This window comes from Pseudomonas sp. F9001 (assembly GCF_013385435.1).
Lineage (GTDB): Bacteria > Pseudomonadota > Gammaproteobacteria > Pseudomonadales > Pseudomonadaceae > Aquipseudomonas.
Window position 1 is genome coordinate 12375 of the sequence record NZ_JACAPX010000022.1, and the last position, 21238, is coordinate 33612.

Below are 21238 nucleotides of genomic sequence, written 5' to 3' on the forward strand. Positions count from 1 at the left end.
AGATAGCCTGAACAGGTTCACAGGGTATCCCGACTAACGCGATACGCCAGACCGCCCCTGTGTTTTTCCCAACGTCGTGAAAGACACTTGCCTGAGACTCAGCATGAACGAAACACTCGAAGACATTCTGACCAAAGACCTGGCCGTGATTTTCTGCGGCATAAACCCGGGGCTGAAGGCCGCCACCACCGGACATCACTTCATGGGCAGGAGCAATCGGTTCTGGCGCACGCTGCACCTGGCCGGGTTTACGCCCCATGAAGTGCAGCCGGAGAACGACCTCACGATCCTGCAATACCAATGCGGGCTGACCACGGTGGTGGAGCGGCCTACGGCCCGGGCGGACCAGTTGTCGGCGGATGAATTCAGGGCGGCGGCGGCTAGTTTTGAACGCAAGATCGCACGCTACGCGCCACGGTATGTGGCGTTTCTGGGAAAGGCCGCCTATAGCGCGTTGAGCGGGCAGAAGCAGATTGCCTGGGGGCTTCAACCGCACACCCTGGGGTGTGCGGCGGTGTGGGTTCTGCCCAATCCCAGCGGCAGAAACCTTGGGTTTACGCTCGACCAATTGGTGCAGGCATACCAGCAATTAAGGCTGGCAACACTCAGTCCCGATTAGAACTCAACTTCTCCCACAAAAAGCTGTAGACCAGCGCACTCATATGCGCAGCCTGCGCATTGTCTGCCGCCCCGCCGTGCCCACCTTCGATATTTTCGTAGTACGTCACGTCCTTGCCGGCCTCGATCATCTTCGCCGCCAGCTTGCGGGCGTGGGCTGGATGCACCCGGTCATCGCGGGTCGAGGTCAGGAAAAACACCGGTGGGTAGGCCTTCGCCGGATCGAACAGGTGGTATGGAGAAAACGTCTGGATGTACGCCCACTCTTCAGGTACGTCCGGGTTGCCGTATTCCCCCATCCACGACGCCCCGGCCAACAGGAGGTGATAGCGCTGCATGTCGAGCAAGGGCACCTGGGAGACGATTGCACCGAACAGTTCCGGGTATTGAGTAAGCATATTGCCGACCAACAGACCACCGTTGCTGCCACCCTCCGCGCCCAGATGTCGGGGCGAAGTGATCCCGCGGTCGATCAGGTCACGGGCCACTGCGGCGAAATCTTCGTAGGCACGCGGACGGTTCTGCTTGAGTGCGGCCTGGTGCCAGCGCGGGCCGTATTCACCGCCACCGCGAATGTTGGCAACCACGTACACCCCGCCCTTCGAAAGCCAGGCGCGGCCAGCCTTACCGGAGTAATACGGGGTCAGGGAGTATTCAAAGCCGCCGTAACCATAGAGCAAGGTCGGCGCCGTGCCGTTGCGCGGCAGGTCTTTCCCGAGCACCAGGAAATACGGCACACGAGTGCCGTCCCTGGAGACCGCAAAGTGCTGCTCGATCACGTGCTGGCTGGAATCGAAAAAGGCCGGCAGGGTTTTCAGTACCTCGGGCGGATGACCGATCTCGGCCAGCGACAAGGTGGTCGGCGTCAGGTAGTCAGTGGTCACCAGCCAGACGGCATCACTGTCGTCGCTGTCCACTGCGCTGGCATCCACCGTCCCCATGCTCGGCGCCCCGGTGAACGGGCTGTGCTGCCAGCCGTTCGCGCCGGGGGTGAGAACGCTGAGGCGGTTCTTGACGTGATCCAGTACGTTCAGCACCAGGTGATTCAGCGTCCAGAAAAACCCTGCCAGCGAGGTGCTGTCCGTAGGGGTGAACAGCACCTCGAAATCCCGCTGGCCTGCCATGAAGCGATCAAACCGGATCGCCAGCAACGAGCCGGCCACGAACACCTCATCGAGCGTCCAGTCCTCCCGCAGTTCCAGCAGCAGCCAGTCTTTGTACACCGACTTTTCCGCCGAGTTCGGCGCGTCGATTTTGCTTAATTGGTTGTCGCTGCCCCGCAGGTACAGCTCGTTGTTGTAGAACGCCAGCGTGCGGCTGACGAAGTCACGCTCGTAGCCGGGCGTGTCGTCGTGCATCGCCGCGATGTACATATCATCCAGCGCGCCTTCATAGACAAGACTGGCGGCACTCAGCGGTGTACCGCGCTGCCACTGCTTGACGATGCGCGGGTAACCGGAACGGGTCATCGACCCTTCACCAAAATCGGTATAGACATAGACGTTGTCACGGTCGATCCAGCCCAGGCCGCCCTTGGACTCGGGCAACTGGAAGCCGTCTTCGACCCAGGTCTTGCTGGCCAGATCAAACTCGCGGGTGACATTCGCATCGGCGCCGCCACGGGACAGCGCCAGCAGGCAGCGCTGGTAGTCCGGGCGCAAGAAATCAGCACCGTGCCACACCCAGTTTTCGCCTTCGGCGGCGTTCAGTGCGTCAAGGTCCAGCAACGTTTCCCAGGCAGGCTGAGGCTTGCGGTACTCCGCCAGCGTGGTGCGACGCCACAGGCCCCGCGGGTGGGCGGCGTCCATCCAGAAGTTGTAGTAATAGGCGCCGACCTTATCGACGTAGGGGATGTTGCTGTCCGAGTCCAGTATCTCCAGCACCTCGGCCTTGATTTGCTTGAAGCTGTCGGAGCGGGCGAGCCGGTCTTCGGTCCTGAGGTTCTGGGCGCGTACCCAGTCCAGTGAACGCGTGCCGTCGACGTCTTCAAGCCATTGGTAGGGATCATTGGACGTTTCGGGAAGTTTTGACATGTTCGAATCCTGTCGAAAAGCAGAAATGGATAGCGTGCCCGACTTTGAGCCTTTTTGAGTGATAAAAAAAGCAAGAAACCGGGTGTGCCAGCCGACCTGATCGGCGATACATGGCGGAGGTACCGCAGGCTGCTACGGCAGGAGGACAGCCGATGGCTGACAAAAACATGTGGATGCTGATGGGCGCAGACGCAAGCCCCTTCCCAAGCCTCGAGCCGGGAACGCTGGGCGGTCACCGTCGCGGCAAGCGCTATGGAAAGCTCGACTGTCGTGCGGCGCTGGGAGCCATTGCGCGTGGCGGCTACGTGCAAAATCGCGTGTTTTTTCTCGATGAAGCCACGGCTATCGCCGCGGGATTTCGTCCTTGTGCGGTGTGCATGCCTGCCGAATATCGCCTGTTTCGAGGGCACGCCTGAATCGAGTGTCCGGGACAAATTCCAGGCAAAAAAAAGCCTGCATCGCTGCAGGCTTTTTTACTATCTGGCTCCACGACCTGGACTCGAACCAGGGACCCAATGATTAACAGTCATTTGCTCTACCAACTGAGCTATCGCGGAATGCGCCGTATGTTACTGATTGAAAAGGAGAAGTCAAGCATTCAGTGAGATTTTTGCTTCACCCCAGGTGCGCCGCGCTGGAAAATCACCACGCCACTTCCTGTCACGACGCTGTCATACGTCAACGCCAACATCCGCAGATACCCCGCCCCTACCCTCTTCTTGAAGGACGACACATGCACACTCGCTCAGGCCCGCCAGCGGTAAAAACCCTGCTTGCCCGTTTTATCGTTATCGGATGCAGCCTGACGGTGAGCGCGTGTGACAGTGTGACCAGGAGCGCGCCTGTCGCGCCTGCTTCGTTCAAAACCCTGGACGGTGCACCGCCGCTGGTTATCGGCCATCGCGGCCTGCCAGGACTGTACCCGGAAGAAACCCGGGCCTCCTACGAGCATGCAGCCGACGCTGGTGCGGATTCGCTGGAGCTGGACCTGCACATGACCAAGGACTGTGTATTGGTGGCCCGGCACAATCCCTGGTTGAGCGACAACACCAACATCAGCGACGTCGCGAAGACCAATCCCGAAGTTGCACGCCGCAAGCGCACGGTGCCGGGTGTACTGGTTAACGTCAGGTATCCGGCCACTGCAGAAAATGGCCCGGCCCAGTACCTGAGTGATCTGACTGACCCCAACGATCCAAAATCCGTGTTGAAGTCCTTGATCGTGGATGGCGAAGACCATACCAACGACTGGTCAATCAGCGATTTCACCCTGGCCGAACTCAAGCAATGGATCGGCGGCACGACGTATGATGCCCGCGACGAGCGCCCGACCGAACTCAACGGCAAGCTGCCGATCCTGAGTTTCCAGGAAGTGATCGACATCGCGAAAGCCAAAAGCGCCGCCACGGGCCGCGTGATTACCACCTACCCGGAAAGCAAGAACCCGATCTGGAACAATGCCCAGGCCATCGCCAACGGCTGCGGCGCGCCGGGCAGTCATCCGTTCGAAGCGGCGTTTCTCAAGACCCTTGAAGACAACAACCTCAATCGCAAAGATGCGCCGGTGTTCGTGCAGAGCTTCGACCCGAACAGCCTGAAATACCTGCGCTCCATCGGCCTGCAAACCAGGGCGGTTCAACTGGTGGATGGGAACGGGGTGAACTTCAAGACCGGCGAGACCATTTTCATCACCGACAAACCCAACACCTTCGTCAGCGGCCGCCCCTACAGCTGGACCGTCGCCGGCGACCCACGCGCCTTTGGTGCGATGCTGACCCCGGCCGGGCTGGCCGAGGTCAAGACCTACGCCGACGGCATCGGGCCATGGAAGCCGCAAGCGATGTCGCTGACCGCCGCTTCAGCGCAAAACCCCGGCTTGCCCGAGGTCGATACCTTCAAGCCCACCAGCCTGATCAGCGATGCGCACAAGGCCGGCCTGTTCGTGCATATTTTCACCTTCCGCAACGAAGCCAAATACCTGGCAGGTGCCTACAAGGGCAACCCGGCGGCGGAATACATGGCCTTTTTCCGCGCCGGTGTTGACGGTGTGTTTACGGATTTCACGCCGACTGCCGTTGCGGCCCGAACTGCCTACCTTAAAGAAGTCGCGCGCTAAAAAGTCGTGCGCAAAGATGGCGGCCTTGTGGGCCGCCATCCTTCAGTCGAGTTGCTCAATCACCCCTCCTGCCTTGAGCTGCCCCAACTGCTCTGCCGACAACCCGAGGCGCTCGCCCAGTACCTCATCGGTATGCTGCCCCAACATCGGCGCCGGCCTTACATACTCTACCGGCGTGCCCGACATCTTGATCGGGCTGCCGACCATCTCGAACTGCGGATTCCTGGGATGCGGGATCTTCACCATCAACCCACGGGCAATCACCTGCGGCTCTTCCAGGGATTGCGCGATGTTGTTGATCGCCCCCACCGGTACTTTCGAGGCGTGAATACTCGCCACCCACTCGTCCGCCGTGCGCCCCAGGAAGTGCGCCGACAACAGTTCGACAATCTCCGCCCGATGCGCAACCCGATCGGCATTGCGCCGAAAGCGCGGGTCTTCCGGCAGGTGCGGCAAACCGATGCTGTGGCACAGCGCTACAAACTGGCTGTCGTTGCCGCAGGCAATAATGAAGTCGCGGTCGGCGGCGCGGAACACCTGGTACGGCACGATGTTGGCGTGGGCGTTGCCGAAACGCTGCGGCACCTTGCCCGAGGCCAGGTAGTTCATGCTCTGGTTGGCCAGGGTTGCCACTTGTACGTCCAGCAGCGCCATGTCGATGTGTTGGCCAACGCCGGTGCGTTCGCGGCTGAGCAGTGCGGCCTGGATCGCGACGGTGGAATACAGGCCGGTCATCAGGTCGGAGAACGCCACGCCGACTTTTTGCGGGCCGCCGCCGGGCAGGTCGTCGCGTTCGCCGGTGATGCTCATCAGGCCGCCGATGCCCTGGATGATGAAGTCGTAGCCGGGTTCTTCGGCGCGCGGGCCGGTCTGGCCGAAGCCGGTGATGGAGCAGTACACCAACCGTGGATTGATCTCGGCCAGGGTCGCGTAATCCAGGCCATAACGCGCCAGGGAACCGGCCTTGTAGTTTTCGATCAGTACGTCGGAGCTGGCCGCCAGGGCCCGCACCAGTTCCTGGCCTTCGCTGGTGGCCAGGTCAATGGCCACGGATAGTTTGCCGCGGTTGGTGGACTGGTAATAAGACGCCTGCCCGGATGACTCGCCGGTGTCGGTCTTCATCCACGGCGGGCCCCAGCCGCGGGTATCGTCGCCACTCTGTGGCCGTTCGATCTTGATCACTTCCGCGCCGAGGTCGGCCAACACCTGGCCACACCAGGGCCCGGCCAATACCCGGCTTAAGTCCAGCACCCGCAAACCTGTCAATGCACCCATTATTCTTGTCCTGTGATGAATCGAAATCAGCCGACTGCCGGCTCTTCATGACGCAGGGAAATCCCCAGCACGGCACGCCGCCGCAGCCAGGGGCTGGGACGATAACGCGGGTCGTGGGTGAGTTCGCTCATGCGTTGCAAAATCGTGAGGATGCGCCGTGGCCCGAGGGCATCGCCCCAGGCGAGCGGGCCTTGTGGATAACCCAGGCCGAGTTGTACGGCCTGGTCAATGTCGTCGACGCTGGCGATGCGTTGCTGGGCAATGTCGCAGGCCAGGTTGACCACCATCGCCAGGGTGCGCTGGGCAACGAAGCCGACGCTGTCGCTGATCACTGTCACACCTACACCGTCACTGGCGAGCAACGCGTGGGCGGCATCGCGGGTGGCGGTGGACGTCAGCGGGTTTTGCATCAGGGTGCGGTGGCGCGACAGGTCGGTCAGCAGGTCGATGCACAGGGTGCGTGCCGGGTCAGTGTGGAAGCGCTCGCTGGCCGAGGTGGCGTCGAGACCGTAGGGCGCCAGCAGGCACAACGCTTCAGGCGAAGGCTGCGCCGCGCTTTCAAGGTGTGCGCCCAACTCGATCACCAGGGCGCTGAGGCGCTCGTAGTCTTCGGCGTTTTCGGTGGCGATCCATACCGGCGGGAATTGCTTGATGGAAGGCACCGGCTGCGGCTGCGGGCCGTCCACCACCTGGCCATTTTCATAGCGGTAGAAGCCCTGCCCGCTCTTGCGCCCGAAGCGTCCGCCCACCAGCATCTGGCGGGTCAAGGGCGATGGTTTGTAGCGCGGGTCCTGATAGAACTGGTTGTAGATCGACTCCATCACCGGGTGGGAAACGTCGAGCCCGGTGAGGTCCAGCAGTTCCAGCGGCCCCATGCGAAAGCCTGCGCCTTCACGCAGGATACGGTCGATGTCGCCACGCTCGGCAATGCCTTCATCGAGCATCTTCAAGGCTTCGGTGCCGTACGCACGGCCGGCGTGGTTGACGATGAAACCCGGAGTGTCCTTGGCGCGCACGCCGCGATGGCCGGTACGGGCGACGAAGGCCAGCAGCTCATCGCCAACCTTCGGTGCGGTGGCCAGGCCGTCGATCACTTCGACGACGCGCATCAACGGTACCGGGTTGAAAAAGTGCAGCCCGGCGACCCGCTCAGGGTGTCGGCAGCCGGTGGCGATGGCCGTGACCGACAGCGACGAGGTGTTGGTGGCGAGGATGCACGCCGCGCTGACCACACCTTCCAGCTGCTGCAACAGGCCGCGCTTGGCGTCGAGGTTTTCGACAATGGCTTCCACCACCAGGTTGCAATCGCGCAACGCCTCAATGGTGGCGGCAACTTGCAGGTTCGCAAGCGCAGCGTCCACCGCTGCCTGGGTGATCTTGCCCTTGGCGGCCAGCTTCGAGAGCGTGGCGCCGAGGTTATCCCGAGCGGTTTGCGCCGCACCGTCGCGGGCATCGAACAAGCGCACCAACACGCCCGCCTGAGCGGCAATCTGTGCAATCCCGGCGCCCATCACGCCGGTGCCTACCAGGCCCATGATCTTGATTGAATCAGCCATTGTCATTCCCCCAGGTAGTTCGCGGTGCGTTTTTCGAAGAACGCCGCGGCGCCCTCCTTCTGGTCTGCCGAATCGAACAGCAGTTGAAAGGCCTTGCGCTCCAACACCAGCGCGCTTTCCAGCGGCAGGTCGGCGCCGGCCAGCATCACTTCCTTGATCTGTTCCACCGCCAGTGGCGGCAAGGCGGCGATCTGCGCGGCCAGTTCCAGGGCGCGGGGGATGGTCTGGTCATCGTCCACCACTTCGCTGAGCATGCCCATGGCCAGGGCTTCCGGGGCCTTGACCATGCAGCCGGTCAACGCGATGCGCATGGCCTGGAACTTACCCACGGCGCGTACCAGGCGCTGGGTGCCACCGGCGCCCGGCATCAGGCCCAACTTGACCTCGGGCTGGGCGAAGCGCGCCGATTCCCCGGCGACGATCAGGTCGCAATGCATGGCCAGCTCACAACCGCCGCCCAGGGCAAACCCGTTCACCGCGGCGATCACCGGCTTGGGGCAGCGGCTGATGGCTTCCCACAGGTATTCAGTGTGGCGGCGATACATCTCGATCGGGCTGGCGCTGGCGAATTCCTTGATGTCGGCACCGGCCACGAAGAACTGGTCGCCGCCGGTAAGCACGATGGCGCGCACATCACGGCGCTTGGCCAGAGCACGAAAGTGCTCGGCCAGCTCTTCGCGAACCTGGGCGTTCAAGGCGTTTTTCACTTCGGGACGGTGGATGCGTACCACGGCGACGCCATTGTCCTGGACGTCGAGGTGCACTACGGGTTGGTCGAGGCTGGCCACAAATTCTCCTGCTGCAATGTTCTTGTTAGTTCGGATATCGCCAGTTTCGCTATGCGAAACAACATTCCGTATTTAGCGATAATCATAAGGACCGAGTCGCCGTGATGTAAACGTAAAAACCTGACCCTTCGATAAATCGGGCTATAACTCGTTGTTTAGACGAGTTTTATTAAACAAAAAGACAACGCCACGCAAAGTTGATTAGTTTCGCTGTGCGGAATACAATTTTGTTTTGTTGATTTTCTAAAAAAAGGGGGACTAACATGCGCCGTCGAAACCTGGACCCGAACACACCCGAAACACCTGCCGGTAACCACGCCTTCGAGCACTTGCTGATCGATCCGATGAATGCCGACGAGGAAGAAGACAAGGACCGCCAGTTCGTCACCGCCCTGGCCCGTGGCCTGGAATTGCTGCGCTGCTTCACCCCCAGCGAAAGCGTGCTGGGTAACCAGGAGCTGGCGCGCAAGACCGGGCTGCCAAAGCCGACGATTACGCGGATGACCCATACGCTGACCCGCTTGGGCTATCTCAAGCACCTGCCGCAGTCAGGCCGGTATCAGCTGGATGTGGGCGTGATGGCGTTCGGTTACGCAATGCTGTCGAACCTGTCGGTGCGGGCCGTGGCCCATCCGCTGATGGAGACGATGGCCAAGTACGCCCAGGCCGCGGTGGCGATGGCCACGCGGGACCGCCTGGACATGGTTTACCTGGACGTGGTCCAGGGTGAAGCCAACATGACCATGCGCCGCCAGGTCGGCACACGGTTGCCGTTGCACTTGAGTTCCGCAGGCCGCGCCTGCCTGGCAGCGATGCCGGAAAACGAGCGGGAATTTATCCTCGACCATATCCGCCAGCGTCATCTGGAGGACTGGCCGGGCATCAGGAAGGGTCTGGAACGTGCCTTCCGGGATTACACCGACTTCGGCTACTGCATGTCGATCGGTGAGTGGCACCGCGATGTAAACGCCATCGCCGTACCGCTGCTGCATGCACAACATGGGCTGCTGACGTTCAACTGTGGCGGACCGAGTTTTCACCTTTCCCGGGAGAAACTCGAGGACGACATCGGGCCCCGTCTCAAGCACATGGTGAACAACATCGAGGCCGCCGCCCGCTAGACAGATCGGTGCAAGGCCTCGGCAGATTGACGACAACAGGCCCGCCGAACGGGCCGCTGAGGAATGCACATGATCCGAGACCCCGAAACGCTTCATCTGTTGCTGGAAACCCTCCAGCAGTTCGTCAACGAGGCGCTGATCCCCCGGGAAAACGAACTGGCCGAGACCGATGACGTCCCGGCGGATATCGTCAGCCAGTTCCGCGAGCTGGGCCTGTTTGGCCTGACCTTGCCTGAAGCCTACGGCGGCCTCGGGCTGACCATGGAAGAAGAGGTCAACGTGGCCTTCGAACTGGGCCGTACCTCGCCGGCATTCCGTTCCTACTTCGGCACCAACAACGGCATCGGCTCCATCGGCATCCTGCTGGACGGCACCGAGGCGCAGAAGCAGCACTACCTGCCAAAACTCGCCAGCGGTGAACTGCTCAGTTCGTTCTGCCTGACCGAGCCGGACTCCGGCTCCGACGCCGCCTCGCTGAAAACCACGGCGGTGCGCGACGGTGACCACTATGTCATCAACGGCACCAAGCGCTTTATCACCAACGCCCCCCACGCCGGGATCTACACGGTGATGGCCCGTACCAACCCGGACATCAAGGGCGCGGGCGGCATCAGTGCATTCATTGTCGAGCGCAACACCCCCGGCCTGTCCCTGGGCAAGCGCGACCACAAGATGGGCCAGAAAGGCGCCCACACTTGCGACGTGATATTCGACAACGTGCGCGTACCGGCCGACCAACTGATCGGTGGCGTCGAAGGCGTGGGGTTCAAGACCGCAATGAAGGTGCTCGACAAGGGCCGCCTGCACATTGCCGCCGTCAGCGTCGGGGCCGCCGAGCGCATGCTCAACGATGCCCTGAACTACGCCCTGGAGCGCAAGCAGTTCGGCCAGCCGATCGCCGAGTTCCAGTTGATCCAGGCGATGCTCGCCGACAGCAAGGCCGAGATCTACGCCGCCCGCTGCATGGTGGTGGACGCCGCGCGCAAGCGTGACGAAGGCCTGAACATCGGCACCGAAGCGTCCTGCTCGAAAATGTTCGCCACGGAGATGTGCGGCCGCGTGGCCGACCGTTGTGTGCAGATTCACGGCGGTGCCGGGTATGTAAGCGAGTACGCCATCGAGCGGTTCTATCGCGATGTGCGCTTGTTCCGCCTGTATGAAGGCACTACGCAGATCCAGCAATTGGTGATCGCCCGCAACATGATTCGCGAGGCCAAGCACTGAACCCCGGGAACAACACAAAACCCATGTGGGAGCTGGCTTGCCTGCGATGCAGACAACTCGGTCTGGCAGTAACACCGCGGCGATGCCATCGCAGGCAAGCCAGCTCCTACAGTGACCGTGTTCCAACCGCATTACCGCAACACCCATAACTTGTGCCCTAACAACTACAACAAGGTATCGCTATGGAAGTCGCCGCTTCGGCGGGTGCGTTGTCGCCCGCGCAAAACAAACTGTGGATCATCGTATTCATCTTCTGCTTCCTCGGCCTGCTGATCGACGGTGCCGACTTGATGCTGCTGTCCTACAGCCTCAGCAGCCTCAAGGCCGAGTTCGGCCTGACCAGCGTCGAAGCCGGCAGCCTGGGCAGCTTCACCCTGGCCGGGATGGCCATCGGCGGGATTTACGGCGGTTGGGCCTGTGACCGTTTTGGCCGGGTGAAAACCGTGGTCTGGAGCATCGTGCTGTTCTCCGCCGGCACGGCGATCCTGGGCATTACCCACAGCTATTGGCAGTTCGCGAGCACCCGTTTCTTCGCGTCCCTGGGACTCGGCGCGCTGTATGTCGCGTGCAACACCCTGATGGCCGAATACGTGCCGACCCGCTATCGCACCACCGTGCTCGGCACCTTGCAGGCCGGTTGGTCGGTGGGCTACATCGTCGCCACCCTGCTCGCCGGCTGGATCCTGCCGAACCACGGCTGGCGCTGGTTGTTCTACGTGGCGATCATCCCGGTGATCCTCGCCGTACTGATGCAACGCCTGGTGCCGGAGCCGCAAGCCTGGATCAAGGCCCAGGCCGAACGTGCCCGGGAAAAGGCCGAAGGCATCAAGCGCGTGTCGGCGAAGAAACCCGACGGCATGTTCAAGCTGATCTTCAGCGACCCGAAAGCCAGCCGCATGTTTATCCTCTGGGCACTGACCGCAGGCTTCCTGCAGTTCGGCTACTACGGCGTGAACAACTGGATGCCGTCATACCTGGAAGGCGAGCTGGGGATGAACTTCAAGTCGATGACCAGCTACATGGTCGGCACCTACGCGGCGATGATTTTCGGCAAGATCCTCGCCGGGCTCGCGGCAGACCGCCTGGGCCGGCGCCTGGTGTTCGCCGTCGGCGCGCTGGGCACGGCGATTTTCCTGCCGGTGATCGTGCTGTTCCAGAGCCCGGACAACATCCTGTGGATGCTGATTGTGTTCGGTTTCCTGTACGGCATCCCCTACGGCGTGAATGCGACCTACATGACCGAAAGCTTCGAAGCGAAATTTCGCGGCTCGGCAGTGGGCGGCGCCTACAACATTGGCCGAATCGGCGCGGCGGTGGCACCGGCAGCCATTGGTTTCCTGGCGTCCCATGGCTCGATTGGCGTGGGATTCCTGGTCATGGGCGGCGCGTACTTTATCTGCGGCGTGATCCCAGCGCTGTTTATCCGCGACAAGCAGTTCGACCCGCAAAAACAATAAGCCCTAACCCGGGGCCCGCGGCGACGCGGCCCCGGCTATAAGACGTGCGGCAGTTATACCCTTAGACAAACCGGGCTAGACTGTACGTCAGTCCTACGGAACTGAAGGAACAGTACGACGCTCTCACCCAGCCTGTAAGACAGTTTTGTGCTTAGAGGCTCATTCGCTTATGAAAACACCGACCCAGACCAACGCAATTGACTTCGACAGCGCCAAATTGCAACGCCTGGGCTTTGGTCAGCCTTCCCTTCTTACACGACGCCCCGCGACGGTTGAGCAACTTCGCCAGCAACTGGGCATGCAATTGCAAACCAGCCTGGAGCCGGAGCATATCCTTGCGTTGTTCTTCCGCGAGATCCAACGCCTGGTGCCGCTGGACGCCCTGCAATACCGCCACGAAGCCAGCGACCTGCGCCTGGAGTACGGTCACCGCGGCCATCATTCGGTGAGCTATGCCCTCAGCCATGAAGGCGAGCACCTTGGCGAACTGGTGTTTCGGCGCAACCAACGCTTTCTCGAAGACGAACTGGCCAACCTGGAATCGCTGCTGGCCACCTTGCTCTACCCGATGCGCAATGCCCTGCTCTACCGTGCGGCGACTCGCAGTGCCCTGCGCGACCCACTGACCGAAACCGGTAACCGCATCGCCATGGACCAGACCCTGCAACGGGAAATCGACATGGCTCGCCGGCACCTGCAACCCCTGTCCTTGCTGATGCTGGACATCGACCACTTCAAGCACATCAACGACAGCCACGGCCATGCCACGGGCGACAAGGTGCTCAAGGCCGTCGCCGCCTCGATCAAGAGCCAGCTGCGCAATGTGGACATGGTGTTCCGGTTTGGCGGGGAAGAGTTTCTGATCCTGCTGTCCAACACCGGCCGGGACGCGGCATCGATGGTCGGCGAGCGCCTGCGCCAGGCGGCACAGGCCCAGGATTATTGGGCGGATGATGAGCGGATCGAATTGACGGTGAGCCTGGGCTGCTCGACCTTGCTGGCGGGAGAGTCCGCCGAGAGCCTGTTGCGCCGGGCGGACAGCGCCTTGTATGTGGCCAAGCGTGAAGGCCGCAATCGGCTGGCAATGGCGGGGTAATTTACCCCGCCATCACCCCGTTTACGCCTCGCTGGCAACCAGGGCCGGTTGTTTGCGGGGGGCGGCCACCGACTTTTCCAGCTGCATGCAACGTTCCAGGAACAGGTACATGTAGTCGTAGCTCTTGCAGACCGCCTGGCGCAGCTCTACCTGCAGTTCCTTGGTCGGGTTCATGCCGGCCAGAGTGCAGATGATTTCCAGGGCTTCCCAGGGATGTGCGTCATCGTACTGGGCATGCATCTTCAGCCACTTCATCGCGCGCTTGCGGTCTTCCTCAGGGAAAGCCGCGGCATAGACGCCGGTGGAACACACCACAGCGGACCACTCCCCAGTGGCCCCCTCGATGGCGTAGTTGGTGGCGGCAATCGCGACAATCAGCGAATCGGCCGAGCTGGTGTGCCAGCACCAGTGGCTCAGTGCATGCAGCTCCGGCGGCACTTCCTGTGCCTGCAATTCTTCCAGGCTGACACCATGGGCGCGGGCCCAATGAACCCAATAATCGGCGTGGTTGAGTTCCACGCGAATATTGCGCATCAGCCAGCGGCGCGCCATGTCCTCCCCAGGATGGCGGGCAAATTTGGTCTTGGTGAGGTTCTGTGCCATGTACAACGCAAACTGTTCAACCACCGGCCAGCCACCAATCAGGTAGTGGCGCATGGTCTTGGCGCTGAGCTTGTTATCGCGCATGCGCTGGTACAGTTCGTGTTCGACAACGCGACGCTTGCTCTCGCTACAGTCCTGGATCAGCTGTTGCGCCCAGGCGGGGTAACTTGAGGCTTCCATAAGCGGGCCGGTTCTGTTGAATGTGTCGATCACTGTCGGGCTCCTTTTGATTTGTGATATGTACAGACCAGCAAATGTTTCATCGGAACGTGCCAGGCGCCTTGAATAACAGAGGCTGCGGTCGCACAGGTCGACACTGCAAACTATCAAAGGTAAACAACTGCGGTCGCTCGATCAGGTATCCCTGAGCGTAGTCGACCCCGATCTCAAGCAAGGCTTGTTCGATCTGGGGTGTCTCGACAAATTCGGCAATTGTGCGCTTACCCATGACATGACCGATGTGATTGATCACTTCGACCATAGCGCGGTTAATCGGGTCGTCCAGCATATCCTTTACGAAACTTCCATCGATCTTCAAGAAGTCTACAGGTAAATGTTTAAGATATGCGAACGAGGACATCCCGGCGCAGAAGTCATCCAGGGAGAAATGGCACCCTAACTCTTTGAGCTCGTTGATAAAACGAATCGCACTACCCAAATTCGCTATAGCGCTGGTTTCTGTAATTTCAAAACAAATCATTTCCGGTGGAATGCCATAGGCAATGAATTGCTCACGCAGGAACCCAAGAAAGTCCTCATCGCCGATGGTAGTGCCTGACAGATTGATCGCGCACATGGCCATGGGCCGGCCCGGGCGCTCACGCATGCAGCCCGCGATGATCTTGAACACGTTCTCCACCACCCAACGGTCCAGGGAGGTCATCAAGCCGTAACGCTCGGCGGCCGGGATAAAACTGTCCGGCAGGATGATCCGCCCCGCCTCGTCATGCAGGCGCAGCAGGATTTCGATATGCCCATCCCCCTGTTCGGTGTGCCCAAGGGGCGCGATTTCCTGGGCGTACAGGCAAAAACGGTTCTCTTCCAGCGCCATGTGCAGGCGCTGCACCCAGGCCATCTCGCCAAAGCGCAGGGACAATTCCGAGTCATCGGCGTGATACACCTGCACCCGGTTGCGGCCCTTTTCCTTGGCCATGTAGCACGCCATGTCGGCGGCTCGCAGGGAAGTCTCCAGGGTGGTCGGGGCGTGCGTGATGTGCACCAGCCCAATACTCACGGTGGTGACAAACGGCCTGCCCTTCCACACAAAGTGCAGGCTCTGCACGGTGTGGCGCAGGCTTTCGGCGATTTTTTCCGCCACCGGCGCCGGGCAGTTCTCCAGCAGGATGCCGAACTCGTCGCCGCCCAGCCGGGCCAGGGTGTCACCTTCACGCAGGTCGGACTGCAAGAGCGCGCAGATATGCCGCAACAGTTCATCCCCCGCGGCATGCCCGCAGGTGTCGTTGACCAGCTTGAACTGGTCCAGGTCGAGGAACATCAAGGCATGGCGCCCGGTTTGCTGGCGCCCGACGTTGTGCAGCACCTGCTCCAGGCGGAACTCGAACTCGCGGCGGTTGGCCAGGCCGGTCAAGGCGTCGTGGGTGGCCTGCCAGGACAGGTTGGCGATGTACTGGCGTTCCTGTGTCATGTCGTGCAACACCAGCACCGCGCCGACGACTTTGCCGGCACTGCGGATCGGCGCGCCTACCAGGGTGACGGACACGGTGGTGCCGTCCAGGCGCTGGATCAGCTTGGAGTGCTCGCTGCCCCCACCGAGCTGGCCGCCCAATATGTGTTCGATCAGGGTAAAGCCGTCGGCCTGGGCATTTTCGTCCAGCAGGTTGAACAGCGCCGCCAGCGGCAGCCCCTGGGCCTGGGCGGCTTTCCAATGGGTCAGGGCTTCGGCGGCCGGGTTCATATACGCAATGGCGCCGTCGACATCGGTGGTGATCACTCCGTCGCCAATCGACTCCAGGGTGATCTGCGCCCGCTCCTTCTCCAACTGGAGCGCGTCGGCAAACGCATGCCGCTGGGCCAGCAGCTTGTGGGTGCGCAACAGCGCCAGCACGATCAAGCCGAGTGCCGTGGCCAGGTTGGTCACCAGCAGCAGGCGCAGGATCATCCGCGAGCCTTCACCCAGGGCATCGCTGAAGGCTTTCGCGGCCGGCGTCACCCCGTCGTTGATCGCGAAGATCCGCTGCTTCCAGCGGTGTACGTCGCTGCCGCTGACCTGATTGGCCATGATCGCTCGGTGCATCTCCTGGGCCAGGTCGTCCAGTTGCACCAGGTAGCCATCGCCCACCGTCCACAGTTCAATGGCTTTTTCCAGGTAACTGAAATGGCGGAAGTTGAGGTACAGCCAGATCAGGCTGGAAACGTCGTCAGGGTGGTTACCGCCCTTGAGGATGCCCTGGCGCGCGGCAGGCAGGTCCGGCGTCGGGCGGTCCAGGGCCAGCCGCAGCTCATGCCCGCCCTGGGGTACGGCAATCGCGTTCTGGTATTTGAGGTAGGTGGCTTCGTCGCGGCTGTCGGCGTAGAGCGTCAGGTAAAAGATCGCGTCTTTCTGGCCCTTGGACCACAGGCTTTCGCCCGCCACATAACCGCGCACCGCCGAGAGTACGTAGAGACTGACGCAGCCTAACAATGCCTGGAACAGCACGACGGCGATAAAAGGCCACACAATGCCCAATAACCGAGGGGTTCCGAGAGTCTGCTTTTGCTTCATGAGGTCCCTTGCACATGCACAACTAAAATACGCACGCGAGTGAAAACCGCTCCTGATAGCTCAGCGTAGGCTAAATCACCGCACTTGTTGCAAGTGTCCGTAAAGTTTGGCGTACAAGCCACCATCAGCAATCAACTGCTGATGGTCGCCATCTTCGGCAATATGGCCGCCATCGAACACCAATACCCGATCCGCCTGTTTAACCGCCGACAGCCTGTGGGCGATGATCAACGTGGTACGGCCACTGAGAAACCGCGCCAGCGCCTGGTGCAGGTTGTATTCGGTTGCCGCATCCAGGGCCGAGGTGGCTTCGTCGAGTATTACCACTTTCGGCTCCGCCAGCACCATCCGGGCAATGGCCAGGCGTTGACGCTGCCCACCGGAAAAGCGCACGCCGGAGCGTCCGACCACGCTGTCCAGGCCCAGCGGCAGCGCCTTGACGGTCGCATCCAGCTGGGCAATTTCCAGCGCCTGCCAACAGGCCTGGTCGCTGCGCTCGCGGCCCATGGTCAGGTTGGCGCGCACCGTATCATTGAACAGTGCCGGGTGCTGCAGCACCACGGAGACATTCTCGCGAATCGTCTCCAGGCCGATTTCCTGCTGGGTCGAACCACCGAAGCGAATGCTGCCGGCCTGCGGCGTATACAGCCCCAGCAACAGCTGCACCAGGGTACTTTTGCCGCCGCCGCTGGCGCCGACAATCGCGACTTTTTCACCCGGGGCGATGTTCAGGTTCAACTGGTCCAGCACCAGTTCCTCACCGTAGCCGAAATTCAGGCCGCGCACTTCGATGCCGACGGTCTCGCGTCCGGTAAACGGATCGGCACCGCCCGCGTATTGCGGTTCATCGGCGCGGGCCAGCAGTTCGTTGATCCGCGTCAGCGCCCCGCCCGCCGCGTAGTAGGCGTATTGCAGGTTCAGCAACTGTTCCACCGGGCTGATCATGAACCACAGGTAACTGAACACCGCGAGCATCTGGCCGATGGACAGGTCGGAAAACAGCACCGTCAGCATCGCCGCCGCACGGAAGATGTCGATACCGAACTGGAACAGCAAGCCACTGGCGCGGCTGGAGGCGTCGCTTTTCCACTGGGAATTGACCGCAAAATCCCGCACTTCCTGGGCCCGCTGGCCCAGGCGACCGAGGAAAAAGCCCTGGCGATTGCCGGCACGCACTTCCTGGATCGCATCGAGGGTTTCGGTGAGCGCCTGGGTGAACCGCGACGTGCTGTCGTTTTCCAGCTTCTTCAGGTGCTTGACCCGCTTGCCCAACTGCACCGTGGCGTAGATCACCAGCGGGTTGAACAGCAGGATCAACAGTGCCAGCTTCCAGTGCATCCACATCAGGATCCCGGAGGTGCCTACCAGGGTGAGCATCGCCACCAGGAACCGGCTGAGGGTTTCACCGACGAATTTGTCCACCGTGTCCAGGTCGGTGACCAGGTGCGTAGTCACCGTGCCGCTGCCCAGGCTTTCGTATTCGCTGAGGGAAATGCGTTTGAGGCGCTCGATCAGCCGCACGCGAATGCGATAGACGATGTCCTTGGCCAGTCGCGCAAACAACCGCGCCTGCAGCACGTTGAACACCAGGGCGCCGCAACGCAGCAGCAAGGTCACCAGCAGCATCAGGCCGATATAGCCGGCGGCCTTCTGCCAACCCAGGGGCAATGCGTGGTTCATCACCTTCAGTGCCGCATCGCCATGGCCCAACAGCACTTCGTCCACCAGCAACGGCAGCAGCAATGGAATCGGCACGCTGCACAAGGTTGCCAGCACGGCGACGCCATTGGCGATCCACAGGGATTTCTTGTGATGCAGCGCCAGGCGGCGGACTTCCGCCCAGGTCAGCCGGTCGACACGCTTGGGTTGCTCAACGGGATCGGGCTGATCATGCACAGGCAGCTCGCTCCAGCCAGCGGCTCAGCAGCGGCGCCAATTCGGACAGCGGCTGATAGCCGTTGGTCAGCAGCGCCAGTTGCCCATTACGCTCCGCCAGCAAGGTCGGGAAACCGGCGATGCCCAGGTCCTGGACCCAGGTGAAATCCGCCGCGGTGGCCGCGTGCTGGTCGGCGCGGTCGAAAGCTTCGGCGAACTCGATACGCGGCACGCCGGCGGTCTCGGCCAGTTCCACCAATACGTCGGCGCGGGTCACGTCGCGCCCTTCGACGTAGAACGCCTGCTGGATCAGCCCCAGCAGTTTCCAGGCGCAATCCGGCGCCAGGCTGCGGGCAGTAACCACGGCGCGGCAAGCCGGCTCGGTGTCGTAGACAAAACCATCAGGCAGTGCACCTTCACGCTTGAACGGCTGGCCGGTGGCGTCGGTCACGGCCTGCCAATGCTCAAGAATATAGCGCCGGGTCGTCGGCTCCAGCGCCGCGCCACTGCCGGTGCGCAAGCCGCCCACCACCAGGTGCAGCTCCACGCCTGCGGCCTGGGCCTGCTCAACCAGCGCCTTGGCCACCGGGGCGAAACCCCAGCACCAGGAGCACATCGGATCCATTACATAGAGCAGGCGTGCGGACATGGCTCAGGCCTCGGAGGATGGGGATTGCTTGTAGTTGTAGCCAATCGGGTGCGGCATATTGCGGGCCTTGGCCAGCTCAATCTGCTTTTGCCGGTCGATCGCGCTGCGACGGGTCTTCTCTGAAAGCTTATCCCAGCAATGCGGGCAACTGATGCCAGCTACATAGTGTTCGGATGCACGGTCCTCGACGCTGACCGGTGTGCGGCAGGCATGACATTGATCGTAGTCGCCTTCGCTCAAGTCGTGGCGCACGGTCACGCGATTGTCGAACACAAAGCAGTCGCCCTGCCACTTGGTTTCTTCCTGCGGCACCTCTTCGAGGTACTTCAGGATGCCGCCCTTGAGGTGATACACCTCGTCGAAACCCTCGCTGAGCATATAGCTCGAGGCCTTTTCGCAACGAATGCCGCCGGTGCAGAACATGGCGACTTTCTTGTGTTTGGCCGGGTCGAAGTTGGCTTTGATGTAGTCGGGAAATTCGCGGAAGCTGGTGGTCTTCGGGTCGATCGCGCCTTCAAAGGTGCCGATGGACACTTCGTAGTCGTTGCGGGTATCGATCAGCAGCACTTCAGGGTCACTGATCAGCGCATTCCAGTCCTGCGGCTCGACGTAGGTGCCGACTTTCTTGTTCGGGTCGACGCCTTCGACGCCCAGGGTCACGATCTCTTTCTTGAGCTTGACCTTGGTGCGGTAGAACGGCTGCTCGTCGCAGTACGACTCTTTGTGGTCGATGTCGTCCATGCGCGGGTCGTTCTTGAGCCAGGCCATCAAGCCATCAATGCCTTCGCGGCTGCCAGAAACGGTGCCGTTGATGCCTTCTTCGGCAATCAGCAAGGTGCCTTTGATGCCGTTGTCGACCATCGCCTGCAGCAGTGGCTCGCGCAGGGCGACGTAATCTTCGAGGGTGACGAACTTATACAGTGCCGCCACGACAATCGGTTGAGTCATGGGTGTTCTCTCCAGGTGGCTACCCTCGTAAAGGGTGAACCGGATGCAAAAAAAACGCGCCGACTGAGCGGCGCGTTGCGGATTCTAACAAAAATGGCGACGATTATGGACCGCCTCTTACTGTGGCGAGGGAGCTTGCTCCCGCTGGGCTGCGGAGCGGCCCCAACCAGGCAGTTGCAACCTTTCAGAAAGATCGCGGTGATTGGCAGAAGGGCTGCTGCGCAGCCCAGCGGGAGCAAGCTCCCTCGCCACATCAAGCTGATGTGCCACAGTGTCAGTGACCGCCGGCGCAGGTCGGCGAGGCCGGGGCTGCGTCGATTTTCGCCCATTCTTCAGGCGTGTAGGTATGCAGCGCCAACGCATGGAATTCGCTCATCAGGTCACCCAACGTGGCATAGACCTTCTGGTGGCGCTTGACGCGGTTGAGGCCCTCGAACTGCTGGCTGACCAGCACGGCCTTGAAGTGGGTCTGCAACCCACGGCTGTGCATATGGCTTTCATCCAGCACGCTCAAGTGTTCCGGGCTCAGGGCGACGAGTGCCGATTCGATACGCTGTTGCATGGTCATTCCTGTTTACTTCTTCTTGGCCGGGGCCGGGGCTTTTGGCGTCAGCTCGTTGGTCATGTCTTCCAGCAGCTTGTTCACCACAGGTACCGCGCTTTCCAGCTTGGCCTGGGTCATCTGGGCCGATTGCTGGGTCAGCTGGGGCATTTTCTCCAGGACTTTCTTGCCCAGTGGCGACTGGTAGAACGCAACCAGGTCCTTGAGCTCGGATTCGCTGAAGTTGTCGGTGTAGAGCTTGATCATGTCCGGCTTGAGCTTGTTCCAGCCGATGGCCTGGTCCAGGGCGGTGTTGGCCTTGGCCTGGTAGGTGTCCAGGACGGTTTGCTTGGAAGCAGGCGCCTTGGTCTGCTCGAAACGCTGGGCGAACATTTGTTGCACTTGCATGTACACCGGGGTACCCAGCTTGTCGGCATGGGCCAGGGTAAGGAAGGCTTCGGCACTGGCGTTGTGGCTGGCGGTATCGGCAAAAACCTGGCCGCTGGCACATACCAGAGCAACCGCGGTACAGATGGCACGAAGACGAGTCATCGAGTTTCCTTTTCTAGCAGGCGAGGTAAGACCCCAAGGGCGCCCATTCTGCGCCTAAAAAACG

At 61.3% G+C, this 21238-nt stretch carries 18 protein-coding genes and 1 tRNA gene; 7 read left to right on the forward strand and 12 right to left on the reverse strand.

Annotated elements, in window-relative coordinates; translation table 11 throughout:
- Positions 1-103: 103 nt before the first annotated feature.
- Positions 104-619: a G/U mismatch-specific DNA glycosylase gene (gene mug / locus HX818_RS20935; RefSeq protein WP_177020676.1), complete on the forward strand. Its 516-nt coding sequence runs from the start codon at positions 104-106 to the stop codon at positions 617-619.
- Here mug and HX818_RS20940 read toward each other — a convergent pair.
- Complete coding sequence (locus HX818_RS20940) at positions 606-2651, reverse strand: prolyl oligopeptidase family protein (RefSeq protein WP_177020677.1); 2046 nt, start codon at positions 2649-2651, stop codon at positions 606-608. The two genes, mug and HX818_RS20940, sit on opposite strands and share 14 nt — an antisense overlap.
- Positions 2652-2803: 152 nt before the next feature.
- Here HX818_RS20940 and HX818_RS20945 point away from each other — a divergent pair, with 152 nt between their 5' ends.
- Entirely contained in the window at positions 2804-3067 is a 264-nt protein-coding gene (locus tag HX818_RS20945) for an Ada metal-binding domain-containing protein (protein ID WP_177020678.1), read from the forward strand.
- A 65-nt stretch (positions 3068-3132) separates the two neighbouring features.
- Here HX818_RS20945 and HX818_RS20950 read toward each other — a convergent pair.
- Positions 3133-3208, reverse strand: a tRNA-Asn gene (locus tag HX818_RS20950).
- A 176-nt stretch (positions 3209-3384) separates the two neighbouring features.
- Between HX818_RS20950 and HX818_RS20955 the strand changes: the two genes are divergently transcribed.
- Positions 3385-4767, forward strand: a complete 1383-nt coding sequence (locus tag HX818_RS20955; RefSeq protein ID WP_102368469.1) for a glycerophosphodiester phosphodiesterase family protein — start codon at positions 3385-3387, stop codon at positions 4765-4767.
- Between the two features lie 42 nt (positions 4768-4809).
- Here HX818_RS20955 and HX818_RS20960 read toward each other — a convergent pair whose 3' ends face one another.
- From HX818_RS20960 to HX818_RS20970, 3 genes are read right to left on the reverse strand one after another with little or no spacing between them, the layout of a single operon-like run.
- Entirely contained in the window at positions 4810-6042 is a 1233-nt protein-coding gene (locus HX818_RS20960; RefSeq protein ID WP_003216714.1) for a CaiB/BaiF CoA-transferase family protein, read from the reverse strand.
- Between the two features lie 26 nt (positions 6043-6068).
- A complete protein-coding gene (locus HX818_RS20965; RefSeq protein WP_177020679.1) occupies positions 6069-7598 on the reverse strand; it encodes a 3-hydroxyacyl-CoA dehydrogenase in 1530 nt (509 codons plus the stop codon).
- Between the two features lie 2 nt (positions 7599-7600).
- Positions 7601-8386, reverse strand: coding sequence for an enoyl-CoA hydratase (locus HX818_RS20970; protein WP_008433246.1), 786 nt, complete (start codon positions 8384-8386; stop codon positions 7601-7603).
- 263 nt (positions 8387-8649) lie between these two features.
- On the opposite strand from HX818_RS20970, the gene HX818_RS20975 reads away from it, so the two are divergent.
- The 4 genes from HX818_RS20975 (at position 8650) to HX818_RS20990 (ending at position 13284) form a co-directional block, all read left to right on the forward strand.
- The gene (locus HX818_RS20975; RefSeq protein WP_008433245.1) at positions 8650-9507 is read left to right on the forward strand and encodes an IclR family transcriptional regulator; all 858 of its coding nucleotides are present in this window, start codon (positions 8650-8652) and stop codon (positions 9505-9507) included.
- Positions 9508-9576: 69 nt separating this feature from the next.
- A complete protein-coding gene (locus HX818_RS20980) occupies positions 9577-10731 on the forward strand; it encodes an acyl-CoA dehydrogenase family protein (protein ID WP_003216725.1) in 1155 nt (384 codons plus the stop codon).
- Positions 10732-10913: 182 nt separating this feature from the next.
- Positions 10914-12188, forward strand: coding sequence for an MFS transporter (locus HX818_RS20985; protein ID WP_177020680.1), 1275 nt, complete (start codon positions 10914-10916; stop codon positions 12186-12188).
- 169 nt (positions 12189-12357) lie between these two features.
- The gene (locus HX818_RS20990; RefSeq protein ID WP_003216729.1) at positions 12358-13284 is read left to right on the forward strand and encodes a GGDEF domain-containing protein; all 927 of its coding nucleotides are present in this window, start codon (positions 12358-12360) and stop codon (positions 13282-13284) included.
- 21 nt (positions 13285-13305) lie between these two features.
- Here HX818_RS20990 and HX818_RS20995 read toward each other — a convergent pair whose 3' ends face one another.
- From HX818_RS20995 to HX818_RS21025, 7 genes are all read right to left on the reverse strand, one after another.
- Positions 13306-14067, reverse strand: coding sequence for a TenA family transcriptional regulator (locus tag HX818_RS20995; RefSeq protein WP_218166164.1), 762 nt, complete (start codon positions 14065-14067; stop codon positions 13306-13308).
- A 79-nt stretch (positions 14068-14146) separates the two neighbouring features.
- Positions 14147-16609, reverse strand: a complete 2463-nt coding sequence (locus tag HX818_RS21000; RefSeq protein ID WP_008433239.1) for an EAL domain-containing protein — start codon at positions 16607-16609, stop codon at positions 14147-14149.
- A 75-nt stretch (positions 16610-16684) separates the two neighbouring features.
- Positions 16685-18505, reverse strand: a complete 1821-nt coding sequence (locus tag HX818_RS21005; protein ID WP_003216734.1) for an ABC transporter ATP-binding protein — start codon at positions 18503-18505, stop codon at positions 16685-16687.
- Positions 18498-19133 (reverse strand): DsbA family protein, encoded by a 636-nt coding sequence (locus tag HX818_RS21010; protein ID WP_008433236.1) that lies wholly within the window; start codon positions 19131-19133, stop codon positions 18498-18500. The genes HX818_RS21005 and HX818_RS21010 overlap by 8 nt, the downstream gene beginning before the upstream one ends.
- 3 nt (positions 19134-19136) lie before the next feature.
- Positions 19137-20081: a rhodanese-related sulfurtransferase gene (locus HX818_RS21015; RefSeq protein WP_003216738.1), complete on the reverse strand. Its 945-nt coding sequence runs from the start codon at positions 20079-20081 to the stop codon at positions 19137-19139.
- Positions 20082-20355: 274 nt separating this feature from the next.
- Positions 20356-20649: a BolA family transcriptional regulator gene (locus tag HX818_RS21020; RefSeq protein WP_003216739.1), complete on the reverse strand. Its 294-nt coding sequence runs from the start codon at positions 20647-20649 to the stop codon at positions 20356-20358.
- A 6-nt stretch (positions 20650-20655) separates the two neighbouring features.
- Positions 20656-21174 (reverse strand): DUF2059 domain-containing protein, encoded by a 519-nt coding sequence (locus HX818_RS21025; RefSeq protein ID WP_003216742.1) that lies wholly within the window; start codon positions 21172-21174, stop codon positions 20656-20658.
- Between the last annotated feature and the right edge of the window lie 64 nt (positions 21175-21238).